The organism is Streptomyces sp. CLV115, from assembly GCF_038448545.1.
GTDB classification, from domain to species: Bacteria; Actinomycetota; Actinomycetes; order Streptomycetales; family Streptomycetaceae; genus Streptomyces; species Streptomyces sanglieri.
In genome coordinates this window covers 1-15,789 of sequence record NZ_JBCEWQ010000188.1, presented here as the reverse complement: position 1 = coordinate 15,789, position 15,789 = coordinate 1, and the positions used below count along the sequence as shown (strand labels likewise).

Annotated in this window: 17 protein-coding genes; 13 read left to right on the top strand and 4 right to left on the bottom strand. The window is 70.5% G+C overall.

Annotation, left to right across the window (positions count from 1 at the left end; translation table 11 throughout):
- Positions 1-9: 9 nt before the first annotated feature.
- The 11 genes from mshD (at position 10) to pstB (ending at position 11,750) form a co-directional block, all read left to right on the top strand.
- Positions 10-933: a mycothiol synthase gene (mshD, locus tag AADR41_RS37000; protein ID WP_342286454.1), complete on the top strand. Its 924-nt coding sequence runs from the start codon at positions 10-12 to the stop codon at positions 931-933.
- A 101-nt stretch (positions 934-1,034) separates the two neighbouring features.
- Complete coding sequence (locus tag AADR41_RS36995; RefSeq protein WP_342286452.1) at positions 1,035-1,445, top strand: GntR family transcriptional regulator; 411 nt, start codon at positions 1,035-1,037, stop codon at positions 1,443-1,445.
- Positions 1,442-2,356 carry an ABC transporter ATP-binding protein gene (locus AADR41_RS36990; RefSeq protein ID WP_342286450.1) on the top strand — a complete coding sequence of 305 codons (915 nt, stop codon included), beginning with the start codon at positions 1,442-1,444 and terminating at the stop codon, positions 2,354-2,356. Before AADR41_RS36995 ends, AADR41_RS36990 begins: the two co-directional genes overlap by 4 nt.
- Positions 2,353-3,327 carry an ABC transporter permease subunit gene (locus AADR41_RS36985; protein ID WP_342286448.1) on the top strand — a complete coding sequence of 325 codons (975 nt, stop codon included), beginning with the start codon at positions 2,353-2,355 and terminating at the stop codon, positions 3,325-3,327. Before AADR41_RS36990 ends, AADR41_RS36985 begins: the two co-directional genes overlap by 4 nt.
- Before the next feature lie 251 nt (positions 3,328-3,578).
- A complete protein-coding gene (locus AADR41_RS36980) occupies positions 3,579-5,834 on the top strand; it encodes an RNA degradosome polyphosphate kinase (protein WP_342286446.1) in 2,256 nt (751 codons plus the stop codon).
- Positions 5,821-6,825, top strand: coding sequence for a CHAD domain-containing protein (locus tag AADR41_RS36975; RefSeq protein WP_342286445.1), 1,005 nt, complete (start codon positions 5,821-5,823; stop codon positions 6,823-6,825). The genes AADR41_RS36980 and AADR41_RS36975 overlap by 14 nt, the downstream gene beginning before the upstream one ends.
- Positions 6,822-7,271, top strand: coding sequence for an NUDIX hydrolase (locus AADR41_RS36970; RefSeq protein ID WP_342286443.1), 450 nt, complete (start codon positions 6,822-6,824; stop codon positions 7,269-7,271). The genes AADR41_RS36975 and AADR41_RS36970 overlap by 4 nt, the downstream gene beginning before the upstream one ends.
- Before the next feature lie 304 nt (positions 7,272-7,575).
- Positions 7,576-8,712, top strand: a complete 1,137-nt coding sequence (gene pstS, locus AADR41_RS36965; RefSeq protein ID WP_342286441.1) for a phosphate ABC transporter substrate-binding protein PstS — start codon at positions 7,576-7,578, stop codon at positions 8,710-8,712.
- 156 nt (positions 8,713-8,868) lie between these two features.
- Positions 8,869-9,864: a phosphate ABC transporter permease subunit PstC gene (pstC, locus tag AADR41_RS36960; RefSeq protein ID WP_342286439.1), complete on the top strand. Its 996-nt coding sequence runs from the start codon at positions 8,869-8,871 to the stop codon at positions 9,862-9,864.
- Positions 9,861-10,946, top strand: a complete 1,086-nt coding sequence (gene pstA / locus AADR41_RS36955; RefSeq protein ID WP_342286438.1) for a phosphate ABC transporter permease PstA — start codon at positions 9,861-9,863, stop codon at positions 10,944-10,946. The genes pstC and pstA overlap by 4 nt, the downstream gene beginning before the upstream one ends.
- A gap of 27 nt (positions 10,947-10,973) precedes the next feature.
- A complete protein-coding gene (gene pstB, locus AADR41_RS36950) occupies positions 10,974-11,750 on the top strand; it encodes a phosphate ABC transporter ATP-binding protein PstB (RefSeq protein WP_342286436.1) in 777 nt (258 codons plus the stop codon).
- Positions 11,751-11,973: 223 nt separating this feature from the next.
- On the opposite strand, the gene AADR41_RS36945 is transcribed toward pstB, so the two are convergent.
- Both AADR41_RS36945 and AADR41_RS36940 read right to left on the bottom strand, forming a co-directional pair.
- The gene (locus AADR41_RS36945) at positions 11,974-12,972 is read right to left on the bottom strand and encodes an inorganic phosphate transporter (RefSeq protein WP_093540205.1); all 999 of its coding nucleotides are present in this window, start codon (positions 12,970-12,972) and stop codon (positions 11,974-11,976) included.
- Positions 12,973-12,977: 5 nt separating this feature from the next.
- Complete coding sequence (locus AADR41_RS36940) at positions 12,978-13,598, bottom strand: DUF47 domain-containing protein (RefSeq protein ID WP_072488031.1); 621 nt, start codon at positions 13,596-13,598, stop codon at positions 12,978-12,980.
- A 200-nt stretch (positions 13,599-13,798) separates the two neighbouring features.
- On the opposite strand from AADR41_RS36940, the gene AADR41_RS36935 reads away from it, so the two are divergent.
- Entirely contained in the window at positions 13,799-14,149 is a 351-nt protein-coding gene (locus AADR41_RS36935) for a metal-sensitive transcriptional regulator (protein WP_342286435.1), read from the top strand.
- Between the two features lie 42 nt (positions 14,150-14,191).
- Here the strand turns inward: AADR41_RS36935 and AADR41_RS36930 are convergent, their stop codons facing one another.
- Positions 14,192-14,374 carry a hypothetical protein gene (locus tag AADR41_RS36930; protein ID WP_342286434.1) on the bottom strand — a complete coding sequence of 61 codons (183 nt, stop codon included), beginning with the start codon at positions 14,372-14,374 and terminating at the stop codon, positions 14,192-14,194.
- 140 nt (positions 14,375-14,514) lie between these two features.
- Positions 14,515-15,429 (bottom strand): hypothetical protein, encoded by a 915-nt coding sequence (locus tag AADR41_RS36925; RefSeq protein WP_342286433.1) that lies wholly within the window; start codon positions 15,427-15,429, stop codon positions 14,515-14,517.
- 133 nt (positions 15,430-15,562) lie between these two features.
- Here AADR41_RS36925 and AADR41_RS36920 point away from each other — a divergent pair, with 133 nt between their 5' ends.
- The gene (locus AADR41_RS36920) at positions 15,563-15,751 is read left to right on the top strand and encodes a hypothetical protein (protein ID WP_342286431.1); all 189 of its coding nucleotides are present in this window, start codon (positions 15,563-15,565) and stop codon (positions 15,749-15,751) included.
- Positions 15,752-15,789: the final 38 nt, after the last annotated feature.

The following is a 15,789-nucleotide window of genomic DNA, read 5'->3' as shown; positions in this document are numbered from 1 at the left end:
CTCGTAGACATGACGACTGACGCACCCCTCCCCGCTCCCGGACGCGAGATCCGGACGCTCGACGAGCTCTCCCCCGAGCAGGCGGACGCCGTGTCCGATCTGCTCGCCGAGGCGGCCCGGTCCGACGGCAGGCAGGCCGTCTCCGAGCAGGGGCGGCTGCAGCTGCGGGGCGGGCGGCGGGCCGGGGTCCGGCACCTGCTGCTGACCAGCGGGGCGGTCCTGGTCGGGTACGCGCAGCTGGAGGACACCGACCCCGTCGAGGCGCCGGCCGCCGAGCTGGTCGTGCATCCGGCGTACCGGGGGCAGGGGCACGGACGGGCGCTGGGCGCGGCGCTGCTCGCCGTGACCGGGAAGCGGCTGCGGGCCTGGGCGCACGGCGGGAAGTCCGCGGCGCGGCATCTCGCGCAGGTCCTCGGCCTCTCGCTCTTCCGCGAACTGCGCCAGCTGCGCCGCCCGTTGGCCCCGCTGGACATCGCGGAGCCGGTGCTGCCGCCCGGCGTCACCGTCCGCACCTTCGTGCCCGGCGAGGACGACGCCGCCTGGCTCGCGGTGAACCGCGCCGCCTTCGCCCATCACCCGGAGCAGGGTTCGCTGACCCAGCGCGACCTGGACGACCGCAAGGCGGAGCCGTGGTTCGACCCGAAGGGGTTCTTCCTGGCCGAGCGCGACGGCGAGCTGATCGGCTTCCACTGGACGAAGGTGCACGCCGAGGAGCAGCTCGGTGAGGTGTACGTCGTCGGCATCCGGCCCGACGCGCAGGGCGGCGGGCTCGGCAAGGCGCTCACCGCGATCGGGCTGCGCCACCTGGCCGCCGAGGCGCTGCCGACCGCGATGCTCTACGTGGACGCCGACAACAAGGCGGCCCTGGCCGTCTACGAGCGGATGGGCTTCGCGACGCACGAGGTGGACCTGATGTACCGCACGGAGTCCTGAGGCAAGGGCCCACGGGCCCAACTCACCCGGGGGCGGCGTCTCTTGACGTCGCCCCCGCTTTACGCCACCCTTTCACTACTCAATTAGTGAAAGGGGTGAACATGGCAGAGTCCGCAGCGGTCGAGTACCGCATCGACCGGCGCAGCGGCGTCTCCACGTACCTCCAGATCGTCCAGCAGACCAAGCAGGCACTCCGCCTCGGCCTGCTGGAGCCCGGCGACCGGCTGCCCACCGCGCGCGAGGTCGTCGAGGCCACCGCCATCAACCCGAACACCGTGCTCAAGGCCTACCGGGAGCTGGAACGCGAGGGCCTGGTCGAGGCCCGGCGCGGGCTCGGCACCTTCGTCACCCGGACCCTCGGCGGCGCGGCGGCCGCCGACGACGCACCGCTGCGCGCCGAGCTCGCCGACTGGACCCGCCGGGCCCGCGCGGCCGGGCTGGAGAAGGACGACGTCAGCGCACTCTTCACCGCCGTACTGGACAGGACTTTCGAGGGGGATCGGGCCGAATGACAGGCGCTGCGATCGAGGCCACCGGCCTCGGCATGAAGTACCGGGGCAGAGGCAGGGGCTGGGCGCTGCACGACTGCTCCTTCCGGCTGCCCGCCGGACGGGTGTGCGCCCTCGTCGGGCCCAACGGCGCGGGCAAGTCCACCCTGCTCGCCCTCGCGGCCGGCTTCCTGCGGCCGACGGAAGGGACGGTACGGGTGCTGGGCGCGGCACCCGGGGACGCCCGCTCCCGGACGGCCTTCGTGGCCCAGGACAAGCCGCTGTACCCGCAGTTGACGGTGGACGCGACGCTCTGGGCGGGCGCCGAGCTGAACCCCGCGACCTGGGACCAGGAGACCGCCGAACGCATCGCCGGGGACCTTCCGCGCGACGCCCGGGTCCGTGACCTCTCCGGCGGTCAGCGCACCCGGCTCGCCCTGGCCCTCGCGCTGGGCAAGCGGCCCGAACTGCTGCTGCTGGACGAGCCGATGGCCGACCTCGACCCGCTGGCCCGCCACCAGCTGATGGGCGCCTTGATGGCGGAGGCCGCCGAGCACTCCACCACCATCGTGATGTCCTCGCACATCCTCACCGAGCTGGAGGGCTCCTGCGACTACCTCCTGCTCGTCGACGGCGGCCGGGTCCGCCTCGGCGGCGAGACGGACGACCTGCTCGCCGCGCACACCCTGCTCACCGGTCCGGTACGGGACACCGCACCGCACACCGTCGTCGAGTCCCGCACCGCGGGACGTGTGCAGACCACACTCGTACGGAGGCAAGGCGCCGTGGACACCGCCGTCTGGGAGGCCACCGAGCCCTCCCTGGAAGAACTGCTGCTGGCCCATCTGCGGTCGCCACAGGCTCCGGCGCTGCTGACGCCGAGCGCGGCGGCCGGTCAGGCCGTCGAGGCCGGCCAGGAGGTGGCCGCCGTATGAGCGCGATCGCCCTGCGCGGCCCGGCACGGGTCGTCATACGCCAGCACCGGTGGCCCCTGCGGATCGCCGTCCTGGTGCCCGTACTGGTCTTCGTCGTGCTGGTCGGCACCCGGCTTTGGACCGACCATGTCACGGATGCCTTCGCCGGGTCCGGCTGCTCGGTCGTGCACACGACGCCCGGCTGCACCGACACGGTCAACGCGTATCTCGACCGCCGGCTGTGGACGACGGACGCCCTCAACTGGTCCAGCCGGCTGATGATGGTCCTTCCCGCGTTCGTCGGGATCTTCGTGGCGGGCCCGGTGATCGCCCGTGAGCTGGAGAGCGGCACGTACCGGCTGGCCTGGTCGCAGTCCGTGACGCCCGCCGGCTGGCTCGCCGCCAAGCTCGCGGTGCCCGCCGTCGTTGCGCTGGCCTCCGTCTCCGTGCTGTCGGCCGTCAGTACGTGGGCACAGACCCGGGACAACGCGGGCCACCAGCTGCCGGTGTGGCAGGAGCCTGAGGTGTACCGCGCGATCGGCACCGTCCCGGTCGGCTACGCACTGTGCATGCTGGCCCTCGGAGCGCTCGCCGGACTGCTGCTGCGGCGCACCGTCACCGCGATGATCGTGACGGTGGCGGGGTACGGGGCGCTGGTCCTCGCCCTGGACAAGGCGCGCGTCCACCTGTGGCCGGTCCTGACGGACACGTTCGAGCCCGGAAGCAAGTACCGGTTCCCCAGCGAGGCGTTCGATGCCGGGCGGGGCTGGCTGACCGCCGCCGGTGAACGGCTGCCTCCGGACGCCTGCCTGGACTGGAACAGCGACTTCAAGCAGTGCCTGGCCGACAAGGACATCACGCACCGCTACATCGACTACCACCCCGCCTCGCACTTCTGGCCCCTCCAGCTCGTCGAGACCGGCATCCTGCTCGCCCTCGCCGCGCTCGCCGTCGCCCTCGCCTTCCGGGTGCTGCGCCGCGCCCACGGCTGAGACCGCCGGGCCGTGCCCGGGTGCCTCTTCCGGTACCCGGGCACGGCCACACCGCTTCCTGCACGTCATGTCGCCGTTACCAGCCATTCAGAAGCGCTTGCCACCCTTTCAGGATGCAGCCAGCTGTGCCGACCCCCCGCAACGGGAGAAATCCCGGCGGAGACCGCACGAACGACGCGAACCGTGCGTTTACCGCGATCTCCGCACCCTCCGGCGCGCCCCTTGGGCCATTCGCGCGGAACAATAGGGCCATGAGCCAGCAGCCCAGCTCCGAGGTACCGGTCCAGTCCACCGTGCAGCCGTCGGTCGGCTCACTCGCCGCACACCGGCCGCACGCCGTCGCCACCGCCGCGTCCAACGGTGCCGCGCTGTCCACCGCCGCCGACCTGGATCCCGACATCGACGCCGACGTCGACGCGTACGAGCCCGATGTCGACGGCGACGAACTGCCGCAGGGCCGCTTCCTGGACCGCGAGCGCAGTTGGCTCGCGTTCAACGAACGGGTGCTCGAACTGGCCGAGGACCCGGCGACCCCCCTCCTCGAACGGGCTAATTTCCTCGCCATCTTCGCCTCGAACCTGGACGAGTTCTTCATGGTCCGGGTGGCCGGTCTCAAGCGCCGCATCGCCACCGGTGTCGCCACCCGTTCCGCCTCCGGCCTCCAGCCCCGCGAGGTGCTGGACCTGATCTGGACCCGCTCGCGCGAACTCATGGCCCGGCACGCCGCCTGCTTCCAGCAGGACATCGCCCCGGCCCTGTCCGACGAGGGCATCCAGCTGATCCGCTGGCCGGAGCTGACCGAGAAGGAGCAGGCCCGCCTGTTCACCTTCTTCCGGCAGCGCGTCTTCCCCGTGCTGACGCCGCTCGCCGTCGACCCGGCGCACCCCTTCCCGTACATCTCGGGGCTCTCGCTCAACCTCGCCGTCGTCGTGCGCAACCCGGTCAGCAGCCACCGCCACTTCGCCCGGGTCAAGGTGCCGCCGCTGCTGACCCGCTTCCTGGAGGCGTCGCCGCAGCGGTACGTGCCCATAGAGGACGTCATCGCGGCCCACCTCGAAGAGCTCTTCCCGGGCATGGAGGTCCTCGCCCACCACATGTTCCGGGTCACCCGCAACGAGGACCTGGAGGTCGAGGAGGACGACGCCGAGAACCTCCTCAAGGCCCTGGAGAAGGAGCTCATGCGGCGCCGCTTCGGCCCGCCGGTCCGGCTGGAGGTCGAGGAGTCCATCGACCCGTACGTGCTCGACCTGCTGGTCCGCGAGCTGAAGGTGTCCGACGCCGAGGTCTACCCGCTGCCCGGACCCCTCGATCTCACCGGGCTCTTCGGCATAGCCTCGCTGGACCGGCCCGAGCTGAAGTACCCCAAGTTCATCGCCGGCACCCACCGCGACCTGGCCGAGGTCGAGTCCGCCTCCGCGCCCGACGTCTTCGCCGCGCTGCGCGAACGCGACGTGCTCCTGCACCACCCGTACGACTCCTTCTCCACCTCCGTACAGGCGTTCCTGGAGCAGGCCGCGAGCGACCCCGACGTCCTCGCCATCAAGCAGACCCTGTACCGGACCTCGGGCGACTCGCCGATAGTCGACGCGCTGATCGACGCCGCCGAGTCCGGCAAGCAGGTCCTGGTCCTCGTGGAGATCAAGGCCCGTTTCGACGAGCAGGCCAACATCAAGTGGGCGCGGAAGCTGGAGGAGTCCGGCTGCCACGTGGTCTACGGACTCGTCGGCCTCAAGACCCACTGCAAGCTCTCGCTCGTCGTGCGGCAGGAGGGCGACACCCTGCGCCGTTACTCCCACGTGGGCACCGGCAACTACCACCCCAAGACCGCCAGGCTCTACGAGGACATCGGCCTGCTGACCGCGGACCCACAGGTCGGCGCGGACCTCTCCGACCTCTTCAACCGGCTCTCCGGCTACTCCCGCCGGGAGACCTACCGCCGTCTCCTGGTCGCCCCGAAATCCCTGCGGGACGGGCTGATCGCCCGGATCAACAAGGAGATCACCCACCAGCGGGCCGGGCGGAGCGCCTACGTCCGCATCAAGGTCAACTCGATGGTCGACGAGGCGGTCATCGACGCCTGCTACCGGGCCGCGACGGCCGGCGTACCGGTGGACATCTGGGTACGCGGCATCTGCGCGATCCGCCCCGGTGTCGCCGGTCTCTCCGAGAACATCCGGGTCCGCTCGATACTGGGCCGCTTCCTCGAACACTCCCGGCTCTTCGCCTTCGGCAACGGCGGCGAACCCGAAGTGTGGTTCGGCAGCGCCGACATGATGCACCGCAATCTCGACCGCCGGATCGAAGCACTGGTCCGGGTCACCGACCCCGCCCACCGCGCCGCGCTCAGCCGTCTCCTGGAGACCGGCATGGCCGACACCACCTCGTCCTGGCACCTCGGTCCCGACGGGAACTGGACCCGGCATGCCACGGACGCGGACGGCCAGCCGCTGCGGCACGTACAGGAAATGCTCATTGACGCCCGGAGGCGCCGGCGTGCGACGCCATGACCACCAGACGACGCAGGCGGACCTCGCGGACCTTACGGCGGGCGCGGTACTCGCGCCCTACCTTCAGGAGCAGGCCGCCGAATTCCTCCGCAGCCTGCGCCTGCACCGCGAGAACAGCGCCCCCACGGACGCCGGAAGCCACAGAGCCGAGGAGGCGGCCGGCGCGCTGCGCCGCTCCTCGCGCCGGATCGGCGGCACGCTGCACACCTTCCGGGCGGCGCTGGACGCCACCTGGGCCGAGCAGCTCCGTACCGAACTGGCCTGGCTCTCGGGCACCCTGGCCAGAGAACACGCCTACGCGACCCGGCTGAACCGGCTGCTGGAAGCGCTGCACGAGCTGTCCGGCACCTCGCTGCCCACCACCCGCAACGGGTCCGGCTCCGACGGCGCCGCCGACAAGGAGCGTGCCGCCCTGGGCGTCGGCGCCGCCCGCGCCGGAGCGCTGCTCGAACGGCAGCTGACCCTCGCCCGCACCCGCGCCCACTCCGCGGCGCTCCAAGCGCTCGGCTCCGCCCGCTTCCACGCGGTGGCCGACGCCGTCGCGCTGCTCGCCTCGGAGGTCCCGCTCGCCCCGGCGGCCGCGGCCCCGGCCGAGGAGATGCTGCACGGGCCCGCCGACCGGGCCGAGCAGCAGCTGCTCGGTGCGGTGGCGGCGCTCCCGTCCGGCCAGGCGGTCGAGCCGTACAACGAGGCGCAGGACGCGCCCTGGCACCGGACCCGGCTGCTGCTCCGGCTGCACCGGTACGCCCACGAGGTGGTCCGGGGCGCACCGGACCCGGTCCTGGCCGGGCCGGGGCACGCCCTCGACCTGCACCGGGACGCCTCGGAGGCGGCCGCGGCGGCGGCATCGGCGGCCCGTACGCCCCGCATCGCGCCGGCCACCGCGTACGCCCTGGGGGTGCTCCACGCCGACCAGCGCCACGAGGTGACGGCGGCCCGCGGAGTGTTCCGGTCGAGCTGGCCGTACGCCGCGGCCGTGATCGCGCCATGAACGGGGCGGCGGGCGCCCGCGGCACCCCGCGCGCCGAGGACGGGCCGGTGCTCGCCGCGGGGTGCGTGCTGTGGCGCCGGTCCGAGTGGACCGGCAGGCTGGAGATCTGCCTGGTCCACCGGCCCCGTTACGACGACTGGTCTCATCCCAAGGGCAAGTTGAAGCGCGGTGAACCGGCGCTGGACGCCGCCCTGCGCGAGGTCCTGGAGGAGACCGGCCACCACTGCGTCCCCGGCGCCCCGCTCCCCACCGTCCGCTACCTCGCGAACGGCCGCCCCAAGGAGGTCGCCTACTGGGCGGCGGAGGCGGCCGGCGGCACCTTCGTACCCGGCTCCGAGGTCGACCGGGTGAGCTGGCTCGCCCCGGAGGCGGCCCGTGCCCGCCTCAGCCAGGACCGCGACCGGGAGCTGGTCGACGCCCTGCTCGCGCTGCCGGCGGACCACTGACCACGCCGAGGCCCGGTCTTCGCCGGCTCCGGCCGCGCCGAGGCCGGGTCTCTTCGCCGGCTCCGGCCGCGCCGAAAGGACCCGGCCTTCCCGGACCGCCGGCTCCGCAGCCGGCCCGGCCGGGGCGAGAACCGCACCGCCCTGCACGGTTCACCTTCCGTTCACTCTCCCCCGTAGGCCGCTTCACCTGTTCTGCCTAACTTCGGCAGTGCACGGTGCGCGGCGAAACGCCGGGGCACCCACGACAACGCACGCCGTCGTAGAACGAAAAGACCTCGGCGGCTCCTGGAAGGAACACCCGAAAGTGAAGCTTCAGCGCAAGAACCGGCTTCGTGCCACCGCGCTCGGTGCCCTCGCCGTCTCCGGCGCCCTGGTCCTCACGGCGTGCGGTTCGGACGACAACAGCGGCGGCACCACCGGCGGCAACGGCGGGAAGACGAGCGCCGCGTCGAACATCAAGTGCGACGACGCCAAGGGCCAGCTGCCCGCCTCCGGCTCCAGCGCGCAGAAGAACGCCATGGACCTGTGGGCCAAGAACTACATGGCCGGCTGCTCCGGCGTCGAGATCAACTACAAGTCCTCCTCCTCCGGTGAGGGCATCGTCGCCTTCAACCAGGGCACCGTCGGCTTCGCCGGCTCCGACTCGGCGCTGAAGCCCGAAGAGGTCGCCGAGTCGAAGAAGATCTGCAAGGGCGGCCAGGGCATCAACCTCCCGATGGTCGGCGGCCCGATCGCCATCGGCTTCCACCTGGAGGGTGTCGACAGCCTGACGCTGGACGCCCCCACGCTCGCCAAGATCTTCGACACCAAGATCAAGAAGTGGAACGACCCGGCGATCGCCAAGCTCAACACCGGCGTCAAGCTCCCGGACAAGGACATCCAGGCCTTCCACCGCTCCGAGGACTCCGGCACCACGCAGAACCTCGGCAAGTACCTCGGTGCCGCCGCCCCGAGCGACTGGAAGTACGAGGCCGAGAAGAAGTGGCCGGCCCCCAACGGCCAGGCCGCGTCCGGCTCCTCCGGCGTCGCCGCCCAGGTGAAGCAGGTCGACGGCTCGATCGGCTACTTCGAGCTCAGCTACGCCGCCTCGCAGTCGATCTCCACCGTGGACATCAACACCGGTGGCGCCGCCCCGGTCAAGGCCACCTCGGAGAACGCCTCCAAGGCCATCGCCGCCGCCAAGATCAAGGGCACCGGCAAGGACCTGGCGCTGGAGCTCGACTACACCACCAAGGCCGAGGGTGCCTACCCGATCGTCCTGGTGACCTACGAGGTCGTCTGCGACAAGGGCAACAAGCCCGAGACCCTCTCCACGGTCAAGTCCTTCCTGAACTACACCGCCGGTGACGAGGGCCAGAAGCTCCTCACCGAGGCCGGCTACGCGCCGATCCCGGCCGAGATCAACGCCAAGGTCCGCGAGACCATCGCCGCCCTCTCGTAACCCGGACGCACAAGCAACACCCGCAGCGCCTTCAGCAACACCAGCAACATCCGGCAGACCGGTCCGGTGCACCCCTCCGGACCGGTCCGCCACCATCCATCCGGTGCACCGCCGCCAGGGGAGCCAGACCGCTCCCCCACACAGACCGGAAAGACCATGGCTTCCACCACACCGATAGATTCGCCGCCGGCACCGCCGGTGGCGCGCAAGCGCGCCGGGACGAAGACCGGCCGCGCGGGCGACAAGGTCTTCCTGGGCCTCTCCAGGGGCTCGGGCATTCTGCTGCTCGTGATCATGGCGTCGATCGCCGTGTTCCTGACCTACCGCGCCTCCCTCGCGATCTCCAAGGACGAGGGCAACTTCTTCACCACCCTGGACTGGAACCCGGCCGGCACCCCGCCGGTGTTCGGTATCGCGGTCCTCCTCTTCGGCACGGTCGTCAGCTCGATCATCGCGATGGCCATCGCCGTCCCGGTCGCCGTCGGCATCGCCCTGTTCATCTCGCACTACGCGCCGCGCAAGCTGGCCGCGCCCCTCGCCTACGTCGTCGACCTGCTCGCCGCAGTGCCGTCCATCGTGTACGGCATCTGGGGCGCCCTCGTCCTGGTCCCGTACCTGGAGGGCCTGAACCTCTGGCTCGACCAGTTCTTCGGCTGGACGTACATCTTCGAGAAGACCGAGGTCGGCGTCGCCCGCTCGCTCTTCACCGTCGGCATCCTGCTCGCGATCATGATCCTGCCGATCGTGACCAGCGTCAGCCGCGAGGTCTTCCTCCAGGTCCCGAGGATGAACGAAGAGGCCGCCCTCGCCCTGGGCGCCACCCGCTGGGAAGTCATCCGCCTCTCGGTGCTCCCCTTCGGCCGCTCCGGCGTGATCTCCGCCTCGATGCTGGGCCTGGGCCGTGCGCTCGGCGAGACGATGGCCGTCGCCACGGTCCTGTCGCCGAGCTTCGTCATCTCCGGGCACCTGCTCAACCCCGGCGGCGGCACCTTCGCCCAGAACATCGCCGCGAAGTTCGACGAGGCCAACGAGTTCGGGCGCGACGCCCTGATCGCCTCGGGCCTGGTGCTCTTCGTCCTCACCCTGCTGGTCAACGGCGCGGCCCGGATGATCATCGCCCGCCGCAAGGAATACTCGGGGGCCAACGCATGAGCCAGGCAGCCAACACCGGCATACAGGAGCGCCCCGCCCCGGCGGCGGCCGCCCGAGCGACCAGCCTGAGCAGCCGGGCACTGCCCCGCTGGGCCCCGTTCGCCTTCGCCGCGCTCGCGCTCGCGCTGGGCGTGGGCACCGGCGCCGCGGCCGGCTGGCAGAGCCGCACCCAGTGGGGCCTGTTCTCCGCCCTGCTCTTCGTCGTCATCTCGTACATCACGACCTCGGTCGTCGAGAACCGGCGCCAGGCCAAGGACCGGCTCGCCACCAGCATCGTCTGGGTGTGCTTCCTGCTGGCCGTCGTGCCGCTCGCCTCGCTGCTGTGGACGACGATCAGCCGGGGCGCGGAGCGCCTGGACGGGTACTTCCTGAGCCACTCGATGGCCGGCGTGCTCGGCTCCGAGCCGACCGGCGGTGTCTACCACGCGCTGATCGGGACGCTGGAGCAGGTCGGCATCGCCACCCTGATCTCCGCCCCGATCGGCATGCTGACCGCCGTCTACCTGGTGGAGTACGGCAAGGGCGCCCTGGCCAGGGCCGTGACCTTCTTCGTCGATGTCATGACGGGCATCCCGTCCATCGTCGCCGGTCTCTTCATCCTCTCGATCATGCTGATGACGAAGACCCAGCCGTCCGGCCTGATGGGTGCGCTGGCGCTCACGATCCTGATGATCCCGGTCGTGGTCCGCTCCACCGAGGAGATGCTCAAGCTCGTCCCGAACGAGCTCCGCGAGGCATCGCTCGCCCTCGGCGTCCCGAAGTGGCGCACCATCCTGAAGGTGGTCCTGCCGACCGCGATCGGCGGCATCACCACCGGTGTGATGCTCGCGATCGCCCGCATCGCCGGTGAGACCGCGCCGATCATGCTGCTGGTGTTCGGCAGCCAGCTGATCAACCCCAACCCGTTCCAGGGTGCACAGTCCTCGCTCCCCTTCTACATCTGGGAGCAGTACAAGGTCGGTACCGACCAGTCGTACGACCGTGCCTGGGCCGCCGCGCTGGTCCTGATCGCCTTCGTCATGATCCTCAACCTGGTGGCCCGCGGCATCGCCCGCTGGAAGGCCCCGAAGACCGGCCGCTGACGCGGCACGAAAGAAGCAGTGATTCAGATGGCCAAGCGCATCGACGTCAGCGGCCTGTCGGCCTACTACGGCTCCCACCTCGCCATCGAGGACATCTCGATGACCGTGGAGCCCCGCTCCGTGACCGCCTTCATCGGCCCGTCCGGCTGCGGAAAGTCCACCTTCCTGCGCACCCTGAACCGCATGCACGAGGTCACCCCCGGTGGCCGTGTCGAGGGCAAGGTGCTGCTGGACGACGAGAACCTGTACGGGGCGAACGTCGACCCGGTCACCGTGCGCCGCACGGTGGGCATGGTCTTCCAGCGTCCGAACCCGTTCCCGACCATGTCGATCTTCGACAACGTCGCGGCCGGCCTCAAGCTGAACGGCTCGTACAAGAAGAGCCAGTTGCCCGAGATCGTCGAGAAGTCGCTGCGCGGCGCCAACCTCTGGAACGAGGTCAAGGACCGGCTGAACAAGCCCGGCTCCGGTCTCTCCGGCGGTCAGCAGCAGCGTCTGTGCATCGCCCGTGCGATCGCCGTCGAGCCGGACGTGCTGCTGATGGACGAGCCGTGCTCCGCGCTGGACCCGATCTCCACCCTCGCCATCGAGGACCTGATCGGCGAGCTGAAGGAGCGCTTCACGATCGTCATCGTGACGCACAACATGCAGCAGGCGGCCCGCGTCTCGGACCGCACGGCGTTCTTCAACCTCGCGGCGGTCGGCAAGCCCGGCAAGCTCATCGAGATCGACGACACGGAACGCATCTTCTCCAACCCGTCCGTCCAGGCCACCGAGGACTACATCTCGGGACGCTTCGGATAGTCACCCGGCAACGGGGCCGACGTGGGCCGGGGCGTGGACGGTTACGCCCGGTGGTGGATCTCCACCGGCGGACCGTCCCACCCCTCCGGCGGACCGGCCTCGTCCCCAGACGGCCTTGGGGTGCTGCATGGCGGTGCCACCGCAAGGCGAAGGGGCCGCCCCCACTCCCGCAGAGGGAGTGGGGGCGGCCCCATTTCCGTACCGCCGTGACCACGGCGGGCCGTCAGCCGAAGAGCAGTACCACGACTCCGTAGCTCGCGGCGGCGACCAGGGCCGCGGCCGGCATCGTGATGAACCAGCCCAGGATGATGTTCTTGGCGACGCCCCAGCGGACGGCGTTCACCCGCTTCGTGGCGCCCACACCCATGATCGCGGAGGTGATCACATGCGTCGTGGAGATCGGCGCGTGGAACAGGAACGCCGAGCCGAACATGATCGACGCACCCGTCGTCTCCGCCGCGAACCCCTGCGGCGGGTCCAGCTCGATGATCTTCCGGCCGAGCGTCCGCATGATGCGCCAGCCACCGGCGTACGTACCCAGCGAGAGCATCAGCGCGCAGACCAGCTTCACCCAGACCGGGATCGGGTCGCTCGGGCTCTCGACATCGGCGATGACCAGCGCCATCACCACGATGCCCATGGTCTTCTGCGCGTCCTGGAGACCGTGGCCGAGCGCCATGCCCGCGGCCGAGACCGTCTGCGCGATCCGGAAGCCGCGCTTGGCCTTGTGCGGGTTGGACTTCCGGAACATCCACATGATCGCGACCATCACCAGATAGCCGACGACCAGGCCGATGACCGGGGAGACGAACATCGGGATGACGACCTTGTCGAGCACCCCGTCCCAGTGCACCATCGTCCCGCCGGCCAGCGCGGCGCCGACCATTCCGCCGAACAGCGCGTGCGAGGACGAGGACGGCAGCCCGAAGTACCAGGTGACGAGGTTCCAGATGATCGCGCCGACGAGCGCGGCGAAGAGGATCCCCATCCCCTTGTGGCCCTCGGGCGTCGCGATCAGACCCTCGCTCACGGTCTTGGCGACACCGCTGCCGAGGAACGCACCGGCCAGGTTCATCACCGCGGCCATCGCCAGCGCCGCGCGCGGGGTGAGCGCACGGGTGGAGACGGACGTGGCGATGGCATTCGCCGAGTCGTGGAAACCGTTCGTATACGTGAAGCCGAGCGCGACACCGATGGTCACGATCAGCGCAAAGGTGTCCACGTGGTTCAGGACTCCTTGACCGCGATGGTCTCCACCGTGTTGGCGACGTGCTCGAACGCGTCGGCAGCCTCTTCCAGCACGTCCACGATCTGCTTGAGCTTCAGCACCTCGATGGCGTCGTACTTGCCATTGAAGAGATGAGCGAGCAGTTTGCGGTGGATCTGGTCGGCCTGGTTCTCCAGACGGTTGACCTCGATCCAGTACTCGGTGAGATTGTCCATCGTCCGCAGCCCCGGCATCGCCTCGGCGGTCAGCTCGGCCGCCCGGGCCAGCACCTCGATCTGCTGGGCAATGCCGTTGGGGAGTTCCTCGACCTGATAGAGCACGACCAGGTCGACGGCCTCCTCCATGAAGTCCATGATGTCGTCGAGCGACGAAGCGAGGTTGTAAATGTCCTCGCGGTCGAACGGCGTAATGAAAGAGGAGTTCAGCTGGTGGAAGATCGCGTGGGTGGCATCGTCCCCCGCGTGCTCCGCTGCCCGCATGCGCTCCGCGATCTCGACTCGGGAGGCAGAGTCCGCCCCGAGCAGTTCCATCAGGAGTTTCGAGCCCGTGACGATGTTGTCCGCGGATGCGGAGAACATGTCGTAGAAGCTCGTCTCCCTGGGGGTCAGACGAAAGCGCACGTGGGGTCCTCGGGGTGCTTTGGATTCGGTCAGGCTGATGCTAGGCGCATCATCCGGCCACGGCTAACCGGCGTTCTTCAGTGTCGCGCATCAGGCACAGTGATCAGCACGGGCCCCCGGTCACGTTTCAGATGAATTCGTTAGGATATACCCACCAGGGGTATATAAACGGCAGGGTAAAGGGAAAACGGGAGGCAGTAATGACCACCACCGAGGCTGCGGGGAGCACCACGGAGACGGAATCCCCCGTCACCGACCACGACCGGGGCATACACGGTTATCACCATCAGAAGGCCGAGCACCTCAAGCGGCTGCGCCGGATCGAGGGCCAGATCCGCGGCCTCCAGCGCATGGTCGACGAGGACGTCTACTGCATCGACATACTGACCCAGGTATCGGCGTCCACGAAGGCGCTCCAGTCGTTCGCCCTCCAGCTGCTGGAGGAGCACCTGCGGCACTGCGTCGCGGACGCGGCGGTCAAGGGCGGCGGGGAGATCGACGCCAAGGTCGAGGAAGCCACGAAGGCGATCGCCCGGCTGCTCCGCACCTGATGGCGGAGGTATCGGGCCGCGTCGCCGCGCACACCCCCGGCGCTATCCCTGCCGGGGGACGGTGGTCCGCTCGGTGATCACGCGGACGTCGAGCACCTCGTCGATGCGGTCCGCGCTGAGCCGTTCCCCGATCGCAGCCGACGCGGCGATCATCAGCTCGCCGCAGAGCTCGATCTCGGCGAGGGCCACCTGATCGGATACGGTCCGCGCGCTGAGCGTCACCACGTCACTCGCCTCTCACTGCCGTCGCCAACTTTCCGGTGCCCCTCCCGGCAAGCTTAGGGAGCGGACCATGCGCCCCGCATGGCACGGACGGACCATTTCACCGGCACCGGCATGCCTACGTCGCCGCCCGCGCCCCACGCCTACCGCTGCCGGATCCGCCCGGTGTAGATGTCACCGCTGTCCGGCAGCCGCACCGAGACCGGCACCCCGAACCCGAACAGCAGTGTGGTCGACACCACTTCCGCCGGCGGCCCCTCGTTGGCGAAGCTGAACCGGTGGCGCACCTTGCGCAGCCGCCCCTGCTCGTCGAGGTACACGTCGAACGGCACCGTGTCCTTGCTGAACCCTTTCGCTGCCGCGGCCAGCGCCCCGCGCGACCCGGGCGCGGCCTCGCGCGCGGCCAGCCCGATGTCCGCCGTCCCCCGGTAGTGCCGCACGGTGACCCCGGCGAGCTCGGCCCTTCCCTCGTACGTCACCTGCCGCGCTCCGCGCAGCAGTTCGGCGGCGGCCATCGGATCGGTCACCCCGCCGGTGACGAGGTTGCCGTCCTCCAGGACCGTCGTGTCCACCCTGACCCATTTGTCGGCGGGCACTCCGGCGCCGCGGTTCTTCATGTAGAGCGCGCCCGGGGCCAGCAGTTCGGTAATGGGGCGGTGCTCGTCCTCACCGGCGGCGTCCTTGGGCAGTACGACGGTGAGCCGGCCGGTCCGGGTGCGGAAGTCGTACGTGCCCCGGCCCCGGATGGTGACCCGCGTCCCGCCGGCCGCGGTCTCCATCGACGTACGCACCTCGGCGGTCCCGGCGACGGTGCCGGTGCCGGAGTCCGGGGCGGTGCCGGCCACCGCTGCCGTCCCCGTCCCGCTCACCGTGCCCGCGAGCACCGCGGCCGCGCGGCGGACCACGTCGAGGGAGTCGGCCCCGCCCCGGTCGTCGGCCACGGCCCGGTCACCGCCACCGCCTGCCGAGCACCCGGCGGTCGCCGCCATCACGCCCACCACGGCAAGGGCGCAGACAGCGCGCGCCCCGCCTCCGGACCTTTGCTGCTGCACCACCATCGCCTGCCAACCCCCAACGCGTAACGCCTGCCCGAGAGGCCCGTCCGTTCCGGATAACGACGGCCCGTGTCCCCCGTCACGCCGCCCCCCACCGGGCACACCGCCGGGTGGCCGCGGCCAGTACCGTGGACGGGTGTATGAGCGACGCACCGACGAGGTCCCGCCGACCGCCCCCACTCCCGCGTCCGCCGGGCACCGGTCCACCACCGTGGAACGCGGCTCCTTCTGCACCGCGCGCTGCTCCTGTGGCTGGTCCGGCCCGGCCCGCCGGTCCAGAGACCGGGCCCGTACGGACGCCGCGGAACACCTGGCGGTCCCCTGACTCCTCTCCTCCCTCCTCCCGCTCCTCCCGCCTCCCTC

Excerpts from the sequence above, each read along its gene's own strand:
- AADR41_RS36985 (WP_342286448.1), top strand. The coding sequence starts at position 2,353 with ATGAGCGCGATCGCCCTGCGCGGCCCGGCACGGGTCGTCATACGCCAG.
- mshD (WP_342286454.1), top strand. The coding sequence starts at position 10 with ATGACGACTGACGCACCCCTCCCCGCTCCCGGACGCGAGATCCGGACG.
- AADR41_RS36925 (WP_342286433.1), bottom strand. The coding sequence starts at position 15,429 with ATGGTGGTGCAGCAGCAAAGGTCCGGAGGCGGGGCGCGCGCTGTCTGC.
- pstA (WP_342286438.1), top strand. The coding sequence starts at position 9,861 with ATGAGCCAGGCAGCCAACACCGGCATACAGGAGCGCCCCGCCCCGGCG.
- AADR41_RS36995 (WP_342286452.1), top strand. The coding sequence starts at position 1,035 with ATGGCAGAGTCCGCAGCGGTCGAGTACCGCATCGACCGGCGCAGCGGC.
- pstC (WP_342286439.1), top strand. The coding sequence starts at position 8,869 with ATGGCTTCCACCACACCGATAGATTCGCCGCCGGCACCGCCGGTGGCG.
- AADR41_RS36980 (WP_342286446.1), top strand. The coding sequence starts at position 3,579 with ATGAGCCAGCAGCCCAGCTCCGAGGTACCGGTCCAGTCCACCGTGCAG.
- AADR41_RS36935 (WP_342286435.1), top strand. The coding sequence starts at position 13,799 with ATGACCACCACCGAGGCTGCGGGGAGCACCACGGAGACGGAATCCCCC.
- AADR41_RS36990 (WP_342286450.1), top strand. The coding sequence starts at position 1,442 with ATGACAGGCGCTGCGATCGAGGCCACCGGCCTCGGCATGAAGTACCGG.
- pstB (WP_342286436.1), top strand. The coding sequence starts at position 10,974 with ATGGCCAAGCGCATCGACGTCAGCGGCCTGTCGGCCTACTACGGCTCC.
- AADR41_RS36970 (WP_342286443.1), top strand. The coding sequence starts at position 6,822 with ATGAACGGGGCGGCGGGCGCCCGCGGCACCCCGCGCGCCGAGGACGGG.